At 47.6% G+C, this 20437-nt stretch carries 19 protein-coding genes, 2 tRNA genes, 1 rRNA gene and 1 riboswitch (1 of these 23 running past the window's edge); of the genes, 1 reads left to right on the top strand and 21 read right to left on the bottom strand.

The window, feature by feature from the left end; translation table 11 throughout:
• Window positions 1-28 precede the first annotated feature (28 nt).
• Window positions 29-541: a 5-(carboxyamino)imidazole ribonucleotide mutase gene (gene purE, locus DW720_RS07945; protein ID WP_107000367.1), complete on the bottom strand. Its 513-nt coding sequence runs from the start codon at window positions 539-541 to the stop codon at window positions 29-31.
• A gap of 293 nt (window positions 542-834) precedes the next feature.
• On the opposite strand from purE, the gene DW720_RS07940 reads away from it, so the two are divergent.
• Window positions 835-1722 carry an RluA family pseudouridine synthase gene (locus DW720_RS07940; RefSeq protein WP_118749486.1) on the top strand — a complete coding sequence of 296 codons (888 nt, stop codon included), beginning with the start codon at window positions 835-837 and terminating at the stop codon, window positions 1720-1722.
• Here the strand turns inward: DW720_RS07940 and DW720_RS07935 are convergent.
• The 20 genes from DW720_RS07935 to DW720_RS07835 all read right to left on the bottom strand — a co-directional run.
• Entirely contained in the window at window positions 1719-3110 is a 1392-nt protein-coding gene (locus DW720_RS07935) for an RsmF rRNA methyltransferase first C-terminal domain-containing protein (RefSeq protein ID WP_182436531.1), read from the bottom strand. The genes DW720_RS07940 and DW720_RS07935 overlap by 4 nt on opposite strands.
• Before the next feature lie 189 nt (window positions 3111-3299).
• A complete protein-coding gene (locus DW720_RS07930; RefSeq protein WP_118673451.1) occupies window positions 3300-3527 on the bottom strand; it encodes a hypothetical protein in 228 nt (75 codons plus the stop codon).
• Window positions 3528-4185: 658 nt separating this feature from the next.
• A complete protein-coding gene (locus DW720_RS07925; protein WP_118749485.1) occupies window positions 4186-4842 on the bottom strand; it encodes a DUF6465 family protein in 657 nt (218 codons plus the stop codon).
• Window positions 4843-5197: 355 nt separating this feature from the next.
• Window positions 5198-6517 (bottom strand): sodium-dependent transporter, encoded by a 1320-nt coding sequence (locus DW720_RS07920; protein ID WP_117796330.1) that lies wholly within the window; start codon window positions 6515-6517, stop codon window positions 5198-5200.
• Between the two features lie 249 nt (window positions 6518-6766).
• The gene (gene trpS / locus DW720_RS07915; protein WP_117796329.1) at window positions 6767-7840 is read right to left on the bottom strand and encodes a tryptophan--tRNA ligase; all 1074 of its coding nucleotides are present in this window, start codon (window positions 7838-7840) and stop codon (window positions 6767-6769) included.
• Window positions 7841-8231: 391 nt separating this feature from the next.
• On the bottom strand, window positions 8232-9299 hold the full coding sequence (locus tag DW720_RS07910; protein ID WP_243099722.1) for an ABC transporter substrate-binding protein: 1068 nt from the start codon (window positions 9297-9299) through the stop codon (window positions 8232-8234).
• Between the two features lie 236 nt (window positions 9300-9535).
• Entirely contained in the window at window positions 9536-10276 is a 741-nt protein-coding gene (locus DW720_RS07905) for an ABC transporter permease (protein ID WP_118491998.1), read from the bottom strand.
• A 35-nt stretch (window positions 10277-10311) separates the two neighbouring features.
• On the bottom strand, window positions 10312-11064 hold the full coding sequence (locus DW720_RS07900) for an ABC transporter ATP-binding protein (RefSeq protein WP_118742688.1): 753 nt from the start codon (window positions 11062-11064) through the stop codon (window positions 10312-10314).
• Window positions 11065-11066: 2 nt separating this feature from the next.
• The gene (gene tenA / locus DW720_RS07895) at window positions 11067-11729 is read right to left on the bottom strand and encodes a thiaminase II (RefSeq protein ID WP_118467803.1); all 663 of its coding nucleotides are present in this window, start codon (window positions 11727-11729) and stop codon (window positions 11067-11069) included.
• Window positions 11726-12535, bottom strand: coding sequence for a bifunctional hydroxymethylpyrimidine kinase/phosphomethylpyrimidine kinase (thiD, locus tag DW720_RS07890; RefSeq protein ID WP_117796327.1), 810 nt, complete (start codon window positions 12533-12535; stop codon window positions 11726-11728). The genes tenA and thiD overlap by 4 nt, the downstream gene beginning before the upstream one ends.
• 182 nt (window positions 12536-12717) lie before the next feature.
• Window positions 12718-13353 carry a thiamine phosphate synthase gene (thiE, locus tag DW720_RS07885; RefSeq protein ID WP_118467799.1) on the bottom strand — a complete coding sequence of 212 codons (636 nt, stop codon included), beginning with the start codon at window positions 13351-13353 and terminating at the stop codon, window positions 12718-12720.
• A gap of 54 nt (window positions 13354-13407) precedes the next feature.
• On the bottom strand, window positions 13408-14229 hold the full coding sequence (gene thiM / locus DW720_RS07880) for a hydroxyethylthiazole kinase (RefSeq protein ID WP_117796325.1): 822 nt from the start codon (window positions 14227-14229) through the stop codon (window positions 13408-13410).
• Complete coding sequence (gene thiW, locus DW720_RS07875) at window positions 14222-14758, bottom strand: energy coupling factor transporter S component ThiW (protein ID WP_117796324.1); 537 nt, start codon at window positions 14756-14758, stop codon at window positions 14222-14224. The genes thiM and thiW overlap by 8 nt, the downstream gene beginning before the upstream one ends.
• Window positions 14759-15151: 393 nt before the next feature.
• A riboswitch (TPP riboswitch) is annotated at window positions 15152-15258 on the bottom strand.
• A gap of 457 nt (window positions 15259-15715) precedes the next feature.
• Window positions 15716-16648, bottom strand: coding sequence for a translation elongation factor Ts (gene tsf / locus DW720_RS07870; RefSeq protein WP_117796323.1), 933 nt, complete (start codon window positions 16646-16648; stop codon window positions 15716-15718).
• Window positions 16649-16772: 124 nt separating this feature from the next.
• Window positions 16773-17504: a 30S ribosomal protein S2 gene (rpsB, locus tag DW720_RS07865; RefSeq protein ID WP_022359217.1), complete on the bottom strand. Its 732-nt coding sequence runs from the start codon at window positions 17502-17504 to the stop codon at window positions 16773-16775.
• 623 nt (window positions 17505-18127) lie between these two features.
• A complete protein-coding gene (locus DW720_RS07860) occupies window positions 18128-18904 on the bottom strand; it encodes a transglutaminase domain-containing protein (RefSeq protein WP_118749484.1) in 777 nt (258 codons plus the stop codon).
• Between the two features lie 368 nt (window positions 18905-19272).
• Window positions 19273-19548 carry a hypothetical protein gene (locus DW720_RS15610; RefSeq protein ID WP_147355507.1) on the bottom strand — a complete coding sequence of 92 codons (276 nt, stop codon included), beginning with the start codon at window positions 19546-19548 and terminating at the stop codon, window positions 19273-19275.
• A 404-nt stretch (window positions 19549-19952) separates the two neighbouring features.
• Window positions 19953-20025, bottom strand: a tRNA-Gly gene (locus DW720_RS07845).
• A gap of 13 nt (window positions 20026-20038) precedes the next feature.
• Window positions 20039-20113: transfer RNA gene (locus DW720_RS07840), tRNA-Pro, on the bottom strand.
• 135 nt (window positions 20114-20248) lie between these two features.
• A 23S ribosomal RNA gene (locus tag DW720_RS07835) occupies window positions 20249-20437 on the bottom strand (its annotated part continues 2579 nt past the right edge of the window); the annotation flags it as partial.

The raw sequence follows: 20437 nt of genomic DNA, 5'->3' as shown, positions 1-20437 counted from the left end.
CGTATGTCCTTGTTTATATTTTTTGTTTTTATTTCTGTGCCAGATACTCTTTATGTCCCAGCTTCTGTAATTTCTCATCCTTACCGGCTACTTCATTCTTCATCTCCTCGGAGTATGCCTTTAATTTCGCTAACAGCTCCGGATCGGAAGTTGCCAGAATCTTGGCTGCCAGAATACCCGCGTTCTTACCGCCGTTGATCGCTACCGTTGCAACCGGAATACCGGATGGCATCTGTACGATCGAATACAGAGAATCAACTCCGCCTAAATCCGAGGTTTTCATCGGAATACCGATCACCGGCATCGGGAACAGTGCCGCGCACATACCCGGCAGATGTGCTGCCTTGCCAGCACCTGCAATGATAACCTTAAAGCCCTTCTCCTCAGCGGATTTTGCATAGTTAAAAAAGATGTCTGGCTCACGGTGTGCAGAAATGATTGTCATTTCATAATCAATCCCCATCTTGTCCAGAAAATCTGCTGCCTGTGCCATGATCGGCATGTCCGAATCGCTTCCCATTACAATTCCTACTTTTGCCATCGTTCATTCTCCTTTTCTCTGCATTGTATTTATTAGTTCTGCTTATAAGTAATTTGAATAAAAACAGCCTTACTTATTAGTAATGATACTAGGTTTTTCATGGCAAGTCAATAGGGTTTCGAGAATCCTTCAAAATTTCGTCATACCTTCTCATGGGGCGCTTCCTGTTCCAAAATAGCGTAGCCGTAATCAGGAACAAATTTCACTCTGACATTGCAGCCCATCCTGCTTTTATGTTATCCTTATTGGAATGACAACAAATAACCCATTTTCACCCCAAAGAGGTTCCCTAAATGAAACGGACATTATCATACACCATTACAAATAAAAACAAGGCCGACACCATCGGCGCCTTCCTGCGCGATGCCGGATATTCCCGCCGCATCCTCATCGAGCTCAAACAGAACCCTGAGCAGATCTGCCTGAATGGGACTCCATCCTGGCTGAACACACCGCTTCAGATCGGAGACACCCTGACACTCTTTCTCCCGGACGAACCCGTTTCCTCAGATATTCTTCCGGTCAATCGTCCGATCGATATAGTATATGAAGACGAAGATCTCATAATACTCAACAAAGCCGCCGGAATGCCTGTCCACCCGTCCCAGGGGCACCATGAAAATACGCTGGCAAACGCCCTCGCGTACCGTTTTGCCTCGCGCGGCGAACATTTCGTATTCCGTGCCGTGAACCGCTTAGACCGAGACACCACCGGTCTTCTGCTGATCGCTAAACATAAAATAAGCGGCGCATTTCTCTCCGCCATGACTGCAAAAAAAGAAATACGCCGCGAATATCTCGCGATTGTCTCCGGGAAACCAGAAGAATCCGGCACCATTGACCTGCCGATCGCCCGAAAAGACGGTTCTACCATCGAGCGCTGCATCGATATGGAACATGGGGAACACGCCGTCACCCATTACCGGTGTCTCGATTACCGGGACGATCTCGACTGCTCCCTCGTCCTGCTACGTCTGGAAACGGGGCGCACCCACCAGATCCGGGTCCACATGAAAGCTATCGGGCACCCGCTTTTAGGTGATTTTCTATACAACCCGGATTACCGCTTCATCGGACGGCAGGCGCTTCACTCCTATACGGTGGCATTCCGGCATCCGATCACAGGGGAAGCAATGGAGTTTACGGCTCCGATGCCGGAGGATTTTTCCTTTTTCCATTAATACTGCTTTCTCAGTCCCTTCGGATAATGGTTTTTCAGCGTACCGCCGCTCTTCTTGCCCCATCCGAGCGAATACCCGTCCACACTCACAAGGCACCAGCCTTTTCCGGCGTCTTCCTCAGAAAGCTGGATCGTCTCGCCGCGCAGGTATGCCGCCGTCTCCGGCGCGTCGGCAGACAGGTTCACGTTCTGTTTTACCTCCGATGGATGCAGGGCAAGTGCCAGCGCGTGGGACGGCTCAAAACGGTTTTTCTTAAATTCTCCCATCTGAAGCCCCGGGCGAAGCACCCGCAGCCCCTTAAAATCGACCATCTCCTCCGGCGTCCGGTAAAGCTGGTCGCCAAACATCGTCATCGTACTGTCCGCTGTCCATTTCTTCGGCTCAATAAATATCTCTTTGCAGAAATCCTCATAGACTGCCAGAAGCTTCTTGTCCTTCATTGAAGCCGGATATTTACGCTTCACGATCTCCGGCTCACCCGTTTTTCGAAGAAGTGCCGCATAATGGCCTTCTCCCTCGGTCCGGTGCGGCCAGATACGGACCGTTTTCTCGATTCCATCCGTCACACCCGTCCCCCAGGCTGGAACGCCGTGCGAAAGTCCCGGATAGTCCGGCGTTTCCTCTAGCGCAAACTCTGGATGTGCCTCTAAGAAACGTCCGATCGCCTGCTCGTCCTCCTCCGGCGCAAAAGTACAGGTGGAGTACACCAGCCGTCCGCCCGGTTTCAGCATCGTCGCCGCATTTTCAAGAATCTCCTGCTGCCGCCCAGCACAACGATGCACATTCTCCGGACTCCATTCCGTGACCGCCGTCTCATCCTTGCGGAACATTCCCTCGCCGGAACACGGTGCATCCACGATGATCCCATCAAAAAATGCCGGAAAATACTTCGTCAGCCGCCCGGAATCTTCATTTGTCACAACCGCATTCCGGATTCCCATGCGCTCGATATTCTGCGAGAGAATCTTTGCACGCGCCGGATGGATCTCATTGCTCACCAGAAGTCCTTCTCCGCTCAGTCTCGCCGCCGCCTGCGTCGATTTTCCGCCCGGTGCCGCACAGAGATCCAGAATCATTTCTCCCGGCTGCGGGTTTAAAAGCGAAGCCGCAATCATCGCGCTCGGCTCCTGAATATAGTAAACGCCCGCATCGTGGTACGGATGACGCCCCGGACGATCCTCCGCCCCATAAGCGAATCCCTCCGCCGCCCACGCAACCGGATTCAGAGAAAATGGAGCCTTCTTAGCAAATTCAGCCGGATCCGCTTTCAGTCCGTTCACGCGCAGCCCCTGTGAGCGCTCCTTATCATAACTGGCGATAAACGCATCGTACTCCCTGCCAAGCATCTGTTTCATTCGTTCAGTAAATGCTGCTGGTAAATTTATCATAGTTTTGTATTATCCTTCTTAATCAAACATATAATTCATCTTTCCTAAATAATAATACTATTACATAAACAGCAATTCCGTCAACTATTTCTGTCTCTTCTTTCCAGTATCTTTTCCGCCCCATTTTCCCACACTATCCTCATGATTCGATGGATATTTACGTTCGTTCTCCTCCCATTTTTTAGTTTCTCACTCACACGCGGAAGCAATCCGTTTTCCTCCAATTTTTCCAGCATCAGCATTGCACTGCACCGGCGCGGGGAATTTTTTCTCTGGTGCCTGCTCTGCGGCGGCTTTCTCTACTCCCAACTCTCCCTGTACCGCCCCCGCCAGGCAAAATGCTGCCTGCTTCTCCTCACTGCCGCTGCCCTGCTGCCCTATGCCCCGGAGCACCTCCCAGTCTGTGCTATCCTTCACACGCTTCTGGCGCTGGCGGCTGCGCTGTTATTTCTTTATAATCTGTTTTATTTAAGCTTGCAGCTCTATTTTTCGTCCCCAGCTCCTGTCCATTATTCCCAAAGAACCTCCAATACTGCCTTTTTCAGCAAATTGACTCACTCTCTGGATTCTCCTGCTGCCCGTGGGCGCCTCTGCCTCCTGCTTCTCTGGATTTCTTGTGTTTTCTGTCTGGACAGCTGGATTTTATCGGGAATCATCAACAGTGCCATGGAGATTTGCCTGACCTTAACCGCTGGAGTACTGTTCTGGCTGTTTTTTCCTTCATTCCGCCCTGCACCGAATCATCCGCATTCCCTTTTATGATTTTAAAACATCCCCATATCAAAATATCCACAGATCAGTGAACCATCCGTGAGACCTGGCGCGTGATTCTGGTCAGCGAAGCTGACATATTCCATACAGAATCACTGTGCATCCTCGCGGAGCGTATTTTGTTTCATAGGACACATTTTTCTATGAAATAAAAAGCCAGTTCTATATCTCTCTTAATACACCAAAGATATAAAAACTGGCTTTTTACCATTCTTAGATTTTTATACCTGCTCCCTCATTTTAAGCAGATATGGTATGTAAACTTCCCGTCATACAGAGCCGGAAACTTCACCGAACGCCCACCTTAGTACACAATCTTGTACTCGCTGGAACCTTCTCCATTTACCACATAGTAAACGGCACGCTCTTCCGGTTTAACATACAGGGTCAGAGTCTCAATCTCGTCCTCTTTATGTCCCAGAGCTGCATATGCTTTCTTTGCTTCTGCCTCCAGCTTCTCGATAGAAATCTCAGAGCCTGCGTACTGTACGTATGCAACTGTCTTTACTTCCTTCTTCGCAGCTGTCTTCTTTGCTGCAGTGGTTGTCTTTGTGGTTGTCTTTGTAGTTCTCTTTGCAGTTGTTTTCTTTACGGTCACATCTGTCTCCTTTTTCTCTGCGGCTGCTGCCATCTCTTTCTTCTCTGCGAGGGCGGTCTCCTTCTTCTGTACCGGCGCTACGGCTGTTTCTTTCTTCTCTACATGTGCCAGTGCAGTTTCCTTTTTCGGAACGGATGCTACTGCCGTCTCTTTTTTCTCCACCGCTGCAACAGCTGTTTCCTTCTTTGCCACTTCCGCTACCGCTGTCTCTTTCTTTGCGACTGCTGCCACTGCCGTTTCTTTCTTCGCCACTTCAGCTACGGCTGTCTCTTTTTTCTCCACAACAGACGGAACCTTTTTCTCTTCCGTTGAAACAGATTTCTTTGCCGCTGTCTTGGCTAATGTTTTCTTTCTCTGAACCATATATCTCATCCTCCTTCTCTGCTTTCTCCGCAACGTCTTCCGGCTTGTGATTCTGTGCTCACTCACACGGCGCAGCTTTTCCGCCTGCGGCAATGCCTCATATCCGATTCATTCCCGACAGTCGAAGTAGGGACACCGCCTAATCACATCCTTGTCATTCTGCGGTATCCCCATAATTTAATTGTCTTATATTCAAGTTTCCCCAAGTTGTCTGTCTATTCAGATTATCACACAAATGATCTTTTTCCGCCCTTGATCCACCGTCAAGCACATCCTATCCCTATTTCCATGACCTTGTCTGAACTTTAACAAATTATACGGCAATTTCCTGTTTTTGTCAACAAAACCGCTCTTCCTACCGAATCGCCAAGTACAAATTATAAAATCCAGTTACACTGACGATTCCCACCATAATCGGCGTCAGGAATCGGATGCAGAACACCCAGAGTTTTCCCAGACGGAATTTCGTACCGTCCGCCTCGATCTCCGCAAGCAGATACTCCGGTTTCCATTTCCAGCCTACATAGTAGCACATCGTGAGTCCACCGAGCGGCATCAGAATATTATCCGTTACCAGTCCGGCGAAATCAAAGACCGACTGATTCAGGATTGTGACATCACTCAGGACGCCGAAGGACAGCGCACTCGGAATGCCAAGCAGCGTGATCGCCGTACCAATCACAAGCGCCGCATGCTTGCGTTCCCAGCCCAGCGAATCAATCGCAAAAGAGGCACAGACTTCCAGAAGTGCGATCGCACTCGTAACGGCTGCGAAAAAAACCAGCGCAAAAAACAGGATTGCAAAGAAAGTTCCCCCCGCAATATTCGCAAATACCATCGGCAGTGTGCCGAAAATCAGTCCCGGTCCCTGTCCCGGCTCCAGACCGAAGGCAAATACTGCCGGAAAGATCGCGATACCCGCGAGAACCGCAATCACGGTGTCCAGACCACCGACGATCATACAGCTTTTTGGAATATTTTCCTTTCCACTCAGATAGCTTCCGTAGGTGATCGTGATACCCATACAGAGACTCAGGGAATAAAACACCTGTCCCAGTGCCGCGCTGACAGAAGAAAGCGTGAACGCCGAAAAATCCGGCTGGAAGATAAATAACAGTCCTTTCGAAGCTCCCGGAAGCGTCACGCTTCTGAAAATGATGACAAATAACAGAACCAGAAGCATCGGCATCATCAATTTGCTCGCTTTCTCAATGCCATTGATGCCAAAATAGCAGACAGCTATAGTCGCTGCCATAAATACAATATGCCAGATCACCGGCTCGCTACTGCCGATAAAGGCGTTAAAATCCGGCGCTGCCGCCGTCGTCACATAGCTGGCAATATACTTTAAAATCCAGCCGCCGATGACGCTGTAATAACTCAAAATAATAAACGCCGCCAGTACGCCGAATATACCGACAATCCGTGCGTGCGGATGAATGTCCGCATATGCCTGCACCGGATCATGCCGCGTCTTCCGTCCCAGGGACATTTCCGTGATCATAACCGGCAGTCCGAGAACGACGATAAAAAACAGATACGCAACCAGAAATGGAAATCCACCGTTCTTTCCCATCAGATATGGAAATTTCCACAGATTTCCCAATCCAATCGCCGCCCCAGCCGTCGCCATAATAAAGCCCAGCTTACTCGCCCATTGTTTGTTTTTACTCATGTGTAGCCCTCTTAGTATTCTTTCATTTCATATTTGATATAGCCTTGCGTTATAACGCGGTACAGACTATTATATCGAATTTTAGGGACTATGTAAACCGTTTTTAAGTGGGAATCACGCAAAAAAGCCTGTCCCCCGACACCTTTCCCATGCCAAAAGACAGACTTTTCTCTATTTCTTAATTCAATTCATTTCCGGCAGCACACTCCCGGCATTCCAGAAAGCCACGCCGAATTTCCACTTTTTATCTTAGTCCTCGATCGTATCAATCAGGCTGTCATCATCAAAGTAATTGATCCGCATCGAAGCCTTCACATCGCGAAGTGTCTCAGCAGCCTTCGCCTCTGCTGCCTTGCTTCCCTCTTTCAAGATGTCAAATACATCCGGGATTCTCTTCTCCCATTCCTGGCGTCTCGCGCGAATCGGAGCCAGTTCAGCCTGCATGACGTTGTTTAAGAATTTCTTCACCTTCACATCGCCCAGACCACCTCTCTGGTAATGCGCTTTCAGCTCGTCCAGGTTCTGGTAATCCGGCAGGAACTCTGCAAAATACTCCGGACGGCAGAATGCATCCAGATAGATGAAGACCGGATTGCCCTCGACTTTACCCGGATCCTCGACACGCAGGTGATTTGGATCTGTAAACATGGACATGATCTTCTTCTTCACATCTGCTTCCGAATCAGAAAGGTAGATGCAGTTTCCAAGCGATTTGCTCATCTTTGCCTTTCCATCGATACCCGGCAGACGCAGACATGCCTTGTTGGACGGAAGCAGGATCTCCGGTTCCGTCAGAGTCTCGCCGTACACGCTGTTGAATTTGTGGACGATCTCCTTGCACTGCTCTAACATCGGCATCTGATCCTCTCCAACCGGAACGGTCGTCGCGCGGAATGCAGTGATATCCGCCGCCTGGCTAATCGGATAAGTAAAGAATCCAACCGGGATGCTTGCCTCAAAATTACGCATCTGAATCTCTGCTTTTACGGTAGGATTTCGCTGTACACGGGATACCGTAACCAAGTTCATATAGTAAAAAGTAAGCTCTGTCAGCTCCGGCACCATCGACTGGATAAAGATGGTGGATTTCTCCGGGTCAATTCCACAAGCCAGATAGTCCAGGGCAACCTGCAGAATATTTTTACGCACCTTTTCCGGATGATCTGCGTTATCTGTCAGCGCCTGTGCATCGGCAATCATAATATAGATCTCGTCGAATTTGCCGGAATTCTGAAGTCTCACTCTCTCGCTCAGAGAGCCAACATAATGTCCGACATGTAAGCGCCCGGTAGGACGATCGCCGGTTAAAATAATTTTCTTCATCTATTTGTTTCCCCTTCCATTCTGGTGTTTTTTCTTTAATGGATTTTTGCGCGTGACTGTTAAGGTACTGAACAGTTACGAAAATATTATATATCCTGGCTGGCAGACTGTCAACATTCTGAGACTCCATCTTCCCCAGTAACGCCCTGTTGTTTACTGTACACGCATACGTGCCCAGTAACGGAATTTGCCGTGGCTTCGCATTTAAATACGGCAAATTCCTGCTGCCACCACGTTTTCTCACGGCACTTTCGGTTCCAAAAGTGCCTACCCGTGAACAGTAACTCTGTTACCATTCTTGTCTTGCATATATATGTTAAACACCAGAATTTCCAGTTCCGGAAATTTACTTGCTCTGCGCAAACAGCCAGTCTCTGACTACTTCTGGCTCTTACTCCTGCAGGTTTACCATCACATCCGAAACATCCACTTTCTTATCGATCAGCCCGCTCTCGCTCATCCAGTCGATGTTTTCCTGCCAGCACTCTTCGGTCTGGGTCAAAAACGGAACCTCATCGCTCTCCATGAGCGGCAGAAGTGTCTCACAGGACTTCTCCTCCACGCTCTGGGTCAGAGGGAAGTTTTCCTCATTCTGATTATTCATCAGGATTGCCAGGCAGCCATTCGGATCGTTCTTAAAGTCTTCAAAGCCCTTCTTCGATGCGCGTAAGAATCCTTCCAGAACTTCCGGCTCCTGCTGGATCATTTCGTTGTTGGCAAGGAATACTTCCTCATAATAATTCGGGATTCCATATCCAGCTGCCATGAAGTAGTTGACATCAAAGCCCTCTTCCTCCATCTGCGGAACCTCATGGTTAACAAGGCATCCGATCGTCGCATCCACATTGCCGGTCGTCATAGAACTCATCAGTTCAAATCCGACATCGATCAGGTTTACATCCGATGCATCCGCTCCCACATATTCCATCATGCTCTTGACAACCGCCTCGCTGAGTGCTGTTCCGCCGTAACCAACGGTTTTTCCAACCAGATTTTCCGGTCCTGTGATATTCTTATCCTTTAAAGAAAGAACGACACTTAACGGGGACTGCACGATCGCACCGATGGATTTGATCTTCGTTCCCTGATTGGCAACCGCCTGGATCACATCCTGCTGATAGTACATGCCGATCTCCGCCTTTCCAGCCGCTACCAGTGATAACGCATCGTTCGCATTGGCCGGAAAACGCACTTTCACATCCAGTCCTTCTTCCGCATAATAACCGCGCTCGATCGCCGTATAAATAAAGGTATGGATCGCATTCGGATACCAGTCAAGAACCACATTGATCTCCTTAAGATCCTGACTTTTTCCTTCTTCCGAGGTCTGTTTCGCATCCGTGCCCTCTGCCTGAGCAGCTGTCTCACTCTTTTCGCTGGCCGTTCCACATCCGCCAAGTGTCATCATTCCCATCACTGCTGCCATCACTGCGGCAGCCATTTTCATTCGTTTTTTCATCTCATATCCTTTCATTTTTACAAATTTCCGTTTATATTTCCCTATCACTTACCTGTTTTCCAGTTCTTTTGGCATATGACTTGCTGGATTCACATACCAATCTCAAAGATCTGCACTTCTTCACAAGTAGCTTTTTTGTGAATACACTTTTTTCGGTCTGCAGCACACATTTCAAAAATACAGACTTTTCAATATCCGCACACATACTTCAAAATTTCATCCTATATCACAATTTCCTACTCATTCCTCCAGAAAATCATCCGCTTTTCAAGCAGCGAGACAATCCACGTTGCCGCCATCGCCACTACCGATAGGAGCAGAATCGGTGCAAATACACCGGCTCCATCTAACTGGGTCATCATTCTCCGGCTGAAATATCCGAGTCCGCTCTGGGCGCCCAGCCATTCTCCAATCGCCGCTCCGATGATCGACAGCGGTACCGCCATCTTGATCGCTGAAAAAAAGTACGGAAGCGTCGCCGGAATCTTTAATTTCAAAAAGATCTGACGTTTATCCGCGCCAAATGTAAACAAAAGTTCTTCCATTTCCGTCTTCACCGACCGGAACCCGTCAAATACCGTGATCGTGATCGGGAAAAACGTAATCAGCACCGTTACCAGCACCTTGCTCCAGATCGTGTAGCCAAACCAAAGGACAAACAGCGGCGCCAGCGCCGTCGTCGGGATCGTCTGCGAGGCGATGATCAGCGGATACAGCGCCTTTCTTGCCGTCTCACTGGCATCCATCAGCACAGCCAGTCCCACGCCCAGCACGATCGAGATCAAAAGTCCAATCACGACTACCGACATCGTCGCCGGCAGATGTGCCGTAAATAATGGACCCCGAAGTTCCCACAGCCGTACAACCACCTGAACCGGAGACGGGAGAATATAGGCCGCATCAATCCCCATAGCCGCTGCCTGCCATGTAAACAGAAGCACCGCCACCAAAATCAGGGCTGGAAGATTCGCATTCATCCGGCTTCCCATTTTATTTGTTTTTTTCTGTTCCATCACGCCTTCTCCTTCTTAAGCATTCCGATGAGTTCTTCCTTTAAGGACAGAATCTCCGGTCTGCGAAGCTCTTCCCGAGATCGCGGATATCCCGCCGGGACCTCGATGGAGCGCAGATGTGTGATCGGTGACTGTTCCACCACGAGAATCCGGCTGGACAGAAACACCGCTTCTTCCACATCATGCGTGATGAAAACAACCGTCTTTTTCTCCTTCTCCCACTGTTCCAGAAGCCACTCCCGCATAGACAGTCTTGTCAGATAATCCAGGGCTGAAAACGGCTCATCCAAAAGCAGAAGGTCTGAACCCGTCAGAACCGTTCTCGCAAAGGCGGCTCTCTGGCGCATACCGCCGGAAAGCTCTTTCGGCGTCTTATCTCCCCAGTCTGCAAGTCCAACCGATCGAAGCGCATCATCCGCTTTTTTCTGCATCTGTTCCTTCGAATATCCGCCCTGAATCTCCATCGGAAGCATCAGATTCTCCCGCACAGTGCGCCATGGAAACAGCAGATCCTGCTGCGGCATATATCCGCAGTAATTTTTCTTCGTTTCGATCGATTCCCCATCCACCCGGATCACACCGGAAGCCGGGGTAAGAAGCTTATTTACCAGCCGGAAGATCGTACTTTTTCCACAGCCGGAAGCGCCGATGATGGACACAAACTCCCCATTCTGGACTTCAAACGACAGATGGTCAATGATCGAAAAATCCTCTACCGCATATTGGAAACGCACGTTGTCAAATGTAAGCATATTTACCGCCTCATTTCCCACGCCATATCCCAGAATGCCGCTTCATAGCGGGAGCAGGCCACAAAAATATCCACCAGATGTTTCTTTTGTTTCTCAGACAGATCCTCTGCCAGACGGTTCATCCACTCTACAAGGACTTCATTTTCCTTGTGGTAAGACTCGGAAGCGTATCCCCGGATCCACTCTCCATAAAATGGATGTTTGTCGGCATCCGGTCTGTCTGCTGCGATTTTCTTCGCAATCCATTCATAGCTGAGGGCGCAGGACAATATCGCTGCTGCCGCCTCCGGCGTGCCCCCCTCATAAGCGATGCGAAGCATATACGAAGTATAAGAAAGGTTATCCAGAGCGACCGGCGTCTGTTCCGCCTCTTCTCTGGTTATCCCCAAACGTTCCATGTAAGCACGGTGAATATCCATCTCCCCATCCAGAATCGAGTGGGTATATCCGGCAAACAGGCGCATAAATGCGAGATCCGTTGATTTTGCCGCCCCGATGGAAAACACCTTTGTGTAATCAATCAGATACAGATAATCCTGTATCATATAATATTTGAATTTATCATGATCCAGACTGCCGTCCGCAATGCCTTTTACGAACGGTTTTTCATTGTAACCAGCCCAGATCTCCTTTGTGGCTTCCAAAAGCCTCTCTGTCATTGTCATACGCGTTCCTCCGCAAATCCTTTTCCCCGGAAATCAAATCCATGATCCATCGGACCGGATCCTTTGCCGAGATCCAGCATCGCTCCCAGTGCGCCGGAAATATATGCCTTGGCACGTTCCACCGCGGTGTCGAGATCATAGCCCTTCGCCAGATTGGATGCAATCGCGCTGGACAGGGTACAGCCCGTCCCATGGGTGTTGGAATTGTGGATGCGTTTTCCGTTAAACCAACGGTATCCGCCGTCCCGGTATAAAAGATCGTTGGCATCATTTAACTGATGTCCGCCCTTGCAGAGAACCGCACAATGGTACGTTTCACTGATCCATTTTGCTGCCGTAATCATATCGTCGGCAGACTTAATTTCCATTCCTGATAAGACCTCCGCCTCCGGAATGTTCGGTGTCAGAACCGCCGCTAATGGAAAAAGCGATTCTTTCAAGGTGTCGATGGCGTCGTCGCTGATTAACTTTGCTCCGCTCGTCGCCACCATAACCGGGTCCACAACAATGTTTTCTGCCTGGTACTCACAAAGCTTCTTCGCAATCGACTTGATCAGTCCGGTTGAAGAAACCATACCGATCTTTACCGCATCCGGACGAATATCCGTAAATACGCTGTCAATCTGCTGTTCCAGAAATTCCGGGGTTACCTCAAAAATCCCCTGGACGCCGGTTGTGTTCTGGGCCGTCAGCGCCGTGATCGCACTCATTCCATATACTCCATTGGCGATCATCGTCTTTAAATCGGCCTGGATACCGGCGCCTCCGCTGCAATCACTTCCAGCGATTGTTAATGCTGTCTTCATAATTAACTCCTTTCAGGCATCAATAACTTTTATAAGGCGACACAAGGTGGTGCCCCCAATGTGCCGCCATAAAAAACTTTTTGCAAAGTTTCTTACCATTTTTTTATGAAGCTTTTTTCACAAGCTTTTTCTTATAAACTTTTTCATGCCATTTTTTTGACAAAATGACAACGTTTTCATCTTTACAGAACCTTTTTTACAGCTTCCTTCAGTTCCTCTGCTGCCTTTTCAATATCATCGGCCGCAAACAAGGCGCTGACCACTGCAATGCCGTCCACACCTGTTCCTTTTAACAGTTCCAGATGTTCTTTATTCAGTCCGCCGATCGCAACAACCGGAATATCGACTGCCTGACAGATCTTGGCAAGCATCCCCGGCGTCACGGCATCGGCGTCCTTTTTGGTTCCCGTCGGATAGATGGCTCCGACTCCCAAATAATTCGCCCCATGCTTTTTCGCAAGAAGCGCCTGTTCTACATTTTTGCAGGAAACGCCGATGATCTTATCTGGTCCCAGCTTTTCCCGGACCTTTCCCGCTTCCATATCGCTCTGTCCCACATGGACGCCGTCCGCATCCACTGCCAGGGCAATCTCCACGTTGTCATTGATCACAAACGGAACCTGATACTTTCTGCAAAGCATTTTAAGCTTCTTTGCCTCCTCCAGAAACTCCGCCTCGTCAAGCTCCTTTTCTCTCAGCTGGACAAACGTCGCCCCGCCCTTCAAAGCTTTCTCAACCTGACTCTCCAGAGTTTCCCCCTTCAGCCATGCGCGGTCTGTCACCGCGTAAAGCAGCATATCTTCCGGTCTGCAGTTCATCTGCATTTCCTCCTTTTCTCAGCTGTTCTTATAAAAACGGACACTAAAGCTCTATTATCTTACTTCAAATTTTGCTCCAGCCTCCAGCGCTTCTCCGTTCATGCGATAAATAGCATCAATGATATAATTCCGATAAGTCGCATTGCCGTCCAGTTCACTTAAACGGGCGTATGCCGTCTCCCCGGCCAGTCCCATCGCGCAGACTGCCGCAGCAGCTGCCTCAAGCGGCTGTTCCTGGTTGGCTGTCACAAAGGCCGCCGTCAGAGCCGAGAGCTGACAGCCGGTTCCCGTGATGGAAGACATCTCCGGACGACCGTTGTAAATGCAGTATGCCTTCTCCGCATCCGCCACAATGTCGATCGCACCGGTGATCGCAACGACCGCATTCATCTTTCCGGCAAATGCCTTCGCAAAAGCTGCCGCCTCGTCCAGATTTTCCTTCGTCACCCGGTCTGCCAGATCGGCATCCACGCCCTTCGTCGTCCCATTTCCAAGTGCCAGTGTCTTGATCTCCGAAATGTTCCCGCGGATCACGGTAAACCTGACTTCCTTTAAAAGCTGATTGGCGGTCTCTGTTCTGAGTTTCGACGCACCGGCGCCTACCGGGTCTAAAACTACCGGATGACCCAGCTCATTTGCCCGCTTTCCGGCAAGCAGCATGGATTCGATGGTCCGGCTGTTTAATGTGCCGATATTGATATTCAGTCCGCCGCAGATGGTCTGGATATCCGAAACTTCGTCCTTATCATCCGCCATGATCGGGGACGCGCCGCATGCGAGTACCACGTTGGCACAGTCATTGACAGTCACGTAGTTCGTAATGTTGTGGATTAACGGACATTTTTCTCTTACATTATCAAATATTTCTTTAAACATGTGCTGGCTTCTCCTCTCTCAGTGCTTCCTGCATTCCTGCTAAAATATTGGCTTTCTTTAAACTTAAAATCAGAACCGCGCTTATGATCGCGCCTCCCGCGGTCGAGATCAAAAACGGAACCACATAGGCATAGACAGCCAGTCCCGCCGCGCTCTTTCCCATCAGGAAAACCGCCACCGGATATGCCGCAAATCCGCCCAGAATGGACGTTCCAAGCACCTCACCGATCAAAGTTGCGAACACACTCTGCGTTTTCTTGTAAACCAGTCCGCAGATCAGGGCGCCAAACATACTGCCCGGAAATGCCATCAGACTTCCAAGTCCTAACAGATTTCGGATCAGCGCCGCTGCAAAGGCCGCTCCCAGTCCATAGCCCGGTCCCAGAAGAACGGCACACAGGATATTTACCATATGCTGTACCGGGGAACACTTACTTCCGAACACCGGAACGGAAAATAAACTTCCTACGACGGCAACGGCACAGAATACAGCCGCAATCGCCAGTTTTTTCGTGTTTGTCTTATTCATTTTTCTTCTCCTTCTTTGAAAATTTGCAACTGTTCTGTTTCTTTGATATTCTTGAACAGTTACGAACAATTTACGTTTTCTGCATGAAATTCGGTCGATACTCTCTGGTATCCTCTCACGCCGGAACACGGCTTCCCATCGCTGCCTACAAAGCCCAGGGCGCTCCCCCTCAGCTCGCCGCACACATGCGGAATACGTTCCCCCTTTCAAAGAATTTAATTTTAAAAGAATGTGCCCTGGCACATTCCCGCGCCGAGCGCGGTTGCTTGCGACATGATTCCCTTCCGCCGCAGTGCGATCCCGCCCGGTAGGGCTTTTTATATAACAGGAAATTTCAACGGATTTTCCTGTTATATGAAAAAACAGGAGATACCCCTGCGGATATCTCCTGTAAAAATTCATCTCATGACTTCCTACGACGGCATTATCCGCATCAGGTTAAAGGGTCGAAGTTCGATTACTTCCTCTCAGCCCGCCAACGAGCTCCCCTGTTTTTATCAAATTTGCAATGTTTCCCTGCTGAACCATCGCCAGACTTATTATAACGCATCTGGCGGAATTTTCAAGTGTGACTTTCTGGTACACTTTTATCCCCTATCCTTTCACGATCAAGGTCAGCGTAAGCGCCCGCCAGATTCCGGTGAGTCCCATAATGCCACCCAAAAGAATCGCTAATGGGATCCTGAGACCGGTAAATGTAATGCTGAGCAGACTGCAAAGGCGCGTCTGCAATCAGCTGAGGCGTTCCATTCGTGTTATTACACAAATCCCCCAAAACCTCTACACAACTCACTACACACTTTTTTACACAATTCGCATAAGAAGATATAATAAATTGCAACAAGTTATATAAAAAAGTATCAAAAAACAGTACACAAAAAAGTGCTGAAACCCTGCATAAATACTGGGTTTCAGCACTTTCTAATAAGTTATATGAAGTTACAACAAGTAGTTCGCTTACTGTGCCATCTGCTTTGCAACTTCCTCTGCAAAGTTCTCTTCCTTCTTTTCGATACCTTCGCCAGTCTCGAAACGAACGAACTTCTTAACAGTGATCTTCGCACCATTCTCTTTAGCAACCTGAGCTACATACTGAGCTACGCTCTGCTTGCCATCCTCAGCCTTAACATATACCTGATCCAGAAGGCAGATCTCTTTGAGCTCTTTCTTGATACGACCCATAACCATGCCGCTGATGATCTTGTCGTTTGCGTCCGGCTTCTCGTTCTTAGCTGCTACAGTCAGGATCTCTTTCTCTTTTGCGATGTAATCTGCATCTACTTCGCTGTCGTTGGTGTACAGCGGTTTCAGAGCTGCAGCCTGCATAGCTACGTTCTTAGCCATCTCTTTGATTGCATCGTTTACAACGTCAGTCTCAACGTCTACCAGAACGCCGATCTTGCCGCCTGCATGGATATAGGAAGCAACGAAACCATTCTCCTCAGCTAACTGAGCAAAACGACGGATCTTCATGTTCTCGCCGATGATGGAGATCTGGGAAGACAGAGCCTCTGCAACTGTCAGGGACGGATCCTTTGCCCATTTTTCAGCCAGGAATGCGTCAATATCTGCTGCGCTTGTGTTCAGCGCCTGCTCAGCAACATCAGATACATAGTTCTGGAACTTCTCGTTCTTAGCTACGAAGTCTGTCTCTGCGTTTACTTCTACTACAACTGCCTTCTTTTCATCAGCGGTAACCTTAGTCATAACGATACCCTCTGCTGCAATACGGCCAGCTTTCTTAGTAGCGCCTGCAAGTCCTTTTTCTCTCAGGAACTCAACAGCTTTGTCCATGTCGCCATCTGTAGCTGCAAGAGCTTTCTTACAGTCCATCATACCAGCGCCTGTCATTTCACGTAACTCTTTTACCATTGCGGCTGTAACTGCCATCTTAAATCCCTCCGTGTATATAAATTCAGGTACACGTTCGTATACCCGCGCGGAGCACGCTTTTATGCGGAAAACCGCGGCGTGCTCCTGGTCTTTTGGTTTCAGTTTTTAATTTTGGGGTTAATTAAGCCTCTGTAGCCTCTGCTTCGCCCTCTGCTGCAGCTGCCTCAGCCTCGCCCTGCTTAGCTTCGATAACAGCGTCTGCCATTCTGGAAACGATCAGTTTTACGGCACGGATAGCATCATCGTTACCCGGGATTACATAATCCAGCTCTTCCGGATCACAGTTAGTATCGATGATACCGATCAGCGGAATACCCAGAGTATGAGCCTCCTGTACGCAGATTCTTTCCTTCTTCGGATCTACTACGAAGATAGCATCCGGGATCTTCTTCATATCTTTGATACCGCCCAGGTTCTTCTCCAGCTTCTCCCACTCTTTTTTCAGCTCGATAACTTCTTTCTTCGGCAGAACGTCGAAAGTTCCGTCCTCAGACATAGCCTCGATCTGTTTTAATCTAGCGATACGGCTCTGGATGGTCTTGAAGTTTGTCAGCATACCGCCTAACCATCTCTCGTTTACATAGAACATACCACATCTCTCAGCCTCGGTCTTGATAGCGTCCTGAGCCTGCTTCTTTGTACCAACGAACAGGATTGTGCCGCCGTCTGCTGCGATATCGGATACTGCCTTGTAAGCCTCATCTACTTTACCTACAGATTTCTGAAGGTCGATGATGTGGATACCATTTCTCTCGGTGTAGATGTACGGAGCCATTTTCGGGTTCCATCTTCTGGTCTGGTGTCCAAAATGTACACCTGCTTCGAGTAACTGCTTCATTGAAATAACGCTCATGTTTCTTTCCTCCAATTTTGGTTTTTCTTCCGCCGTCTTCTCATGCTTTCCGCGGGGACTCATAATGAGCACCGTCCTGCGCAAATCCGACCGGCGTGAATTTTCAGCCTTTATACTATATCACAGGCAAGGTATACATGCAAGTGGAAATTAAAAAAATCACGCATTTTCCTTCATTTTTCTTCGTTTCTTGAATTTCTTCCAGCAAGCATATACGGAATGATAATACAAAGCCTTCAGTAAAAACTTTTAGCAATTCTATGTAAATTAAAAGCGGGCTCCGAAAACCTCGGAACCCGCATAAATCCTAGAAATAAAAAAGAGCGCGAGACGGGACTCGAACCCAACCTTTACTTAAAAAACATATTATTTATAGGAGGTTTTAGGACTGCTCTTCTGTATTCAACCCCTTACTCAACCCCACATAAAAATAGTATATTCGATGAAGACTGTCAAGGGTGCCTTTGGCACAACGCTTGCCCTTGATAGGCTGGATTTTAAGCATAAGAATATATCGAAAATGGAATAAACCAGAAAGGTCTGCTATCCCTTTCTGGCTTAATTACTGATTTTTTGCATATTAAAAACTTCATAAATATAGTATCATTTTGGGATCGTCCCTATTAATAATGTGGTATATTATATTTATCAAGAATGCTATACATACCAGATACATCCCCTACATCAGCATATTTATCAAATAAATCACCATCTGACTTGGTAATATAGTATGTGCCATTTTTATTAATGATAGGAACCATGCCCGATTTGCTAGCCTCCATTGATAAGACTGTAAGACAGTTAGAGCTAGTGTCGGCACCAGTACTTCCGTTAGCTAAGGTTAACCCTCCCCCACAGGAAAACTCAACATAACCAGGAGTCATTCCTAAAACTCCTACGGCACCGGTGTCATAGTTGGTAGGATCACTGTAATATTCTACCCCATTAATGGTTACTTTCAACATATCATGCTCTACCCCATTAAGAGCTCCGGTAGAAAGTACAGCTTTAATGTTACACTTCTCACATAACGCTAATGTTAAAGCTGTATAATCACCGCAGACACCTTTGCCATCTCTGATCGTATAAGCGATATGAGGATTCTTGTAATTGATATCGTAAGTAAGGAATCCACAAACCTTGTTGACGATAGCCGTATATCTAGCCATCTCATCCTGGATGTCAACGATATCTCCCTTATTCGCCTCCGCCCACGCTCTACAATCAGCTACAGCTTCAGCCTGCCACCACTGTGTAGTGCCGTACATACTATCGTACTCGCCAGCAGATAATCCTTTAGGAACGATCCATGTTGGCTCCTCTGCTGCGAAAGATGTTAAACTCATTCCAAGTGTCATAGCTGCTGTTAGAGCTACTAATGCTAATGTTCTTTTCTTCATTTTATATATCCCCCCCCCTCATATTTTATAATCGATAGTGTGCAAAAATCTTGCATTTCTTTACATTTCTTACTATACCATAGTGCCATGTAATAATCAAGCGCAGAGTCGCAATATTGCGACCAAATATTTGACTGAACATTTTATAATGCACTCAATCAAGTATTTGGAGGTGCTACGTGACTACCGATTCTAAAGTAAAATCCGATAACGCAATTTCATTAGGCAGTAATATTAAAAAGTTACGTCTTGAACATTCCTATACACAGGCTTATATGGTTCGTCAGATGCAGCTTCTTGGATGCAACACCACCAAACAAAATTATTCAAAATATGAAAAAGATTTAGCCCATATTTCCGCTAGCGAATTAGTTGCCATTGCAAATATCTTTAACATCTCCATCGATGTACTTTTCACTTTCGTGTAACATTCCTATCTTTTTCATCCACTCCGTACACTCCATACAATAATAAATCTTGCAAAGATACGTAAAATACTCTTCTGGATCAGATGGCATATTCATTTCAATAAGTCCGCTCTCTTCTGCGCATTTTTTTAATGCTTCTAACATTATTTTCCAAAGTTCTTTATGTATATCTTGTTCGTATGGTGCTTTAAAGTTATCATAAAATAAATTATTCATATCTAGCTTTTAATAAAGAACATCATTTATATCAGGATGATTTTCTATTCTTCCAGAATGGGCGGCATATTACCCCGCTTGTAATAAGTAACTGCATTCGAAAATATTGCCATCACATTAATATAAATCAAAAAGGGATTCACAAAATCAGAAAAACATATATTTCTGCTTTGCTTGATTCGGGCATCAATATTAATGAGATTCGCAAACAAGTCGGGCATGAGGACGAACGAACGGCTTTACATAATTACAGCTTTAACCATATTAAACAGCTCAGAATGAGGCAGATATGGAACGGGCACTTTCTTAAATTAAGTCAACCCTACTCAACCCCGGAAACAGAATGTAAAAAAAAAGAAGCCGGAATCCTTTGAAATTAAAGGTTCCGGCATAAAATGAAAAAGAGCGCGAGACGGGACTCGAACCCGCGGCCTCGACCTTGGCAAGGTCGCGCTCCACCAACTGAGCCACTCGCGCATATTTGTAAGAATCGGGGTGACAGGATTCGAACCTGCGACCTCCTGGTCCCAAACCAGGCGCTCTAGCCAAGCTGAGCCACACCCCGTCATCCACGTTTATATTTGATTTTCTTGAACGTTTATATACCTTCAAAACTGCACACTGAATTTCTTCTACTTTCTATCTTTCATCCTTCAGGAAATAACTTCCTCTTACCTATCCAATTCTTAACCATATCCTTTTGGTTAAGCCCTCGACCGATTAGTAACAGTCAGCTTCATGCATTACTGCACTTCCACCTCTGCCCTATCTACCTCGTCGTCTTCAAGGGGTCTTACTACTTGCGTATGGGATATCTCATCTTGAGGGGGGCTTCACGCTTAGATGCCTTCAGCGTTTATCCCGTCCCGGCTTGGCTACTCTGCCATGA

It is taken from the genome of Clostridium sp. AM27-28, assembly GCF_003480955.1.
Taxonomy (GTDB): Bacteria; Bacillota; Clostridia; order Lachnospirales; family Lachnospiraceae; genus Otoolea; species Otoolea fessa.
This window is presented reverse-complemented; position numbering and strand designations above follow the sequence as displayed.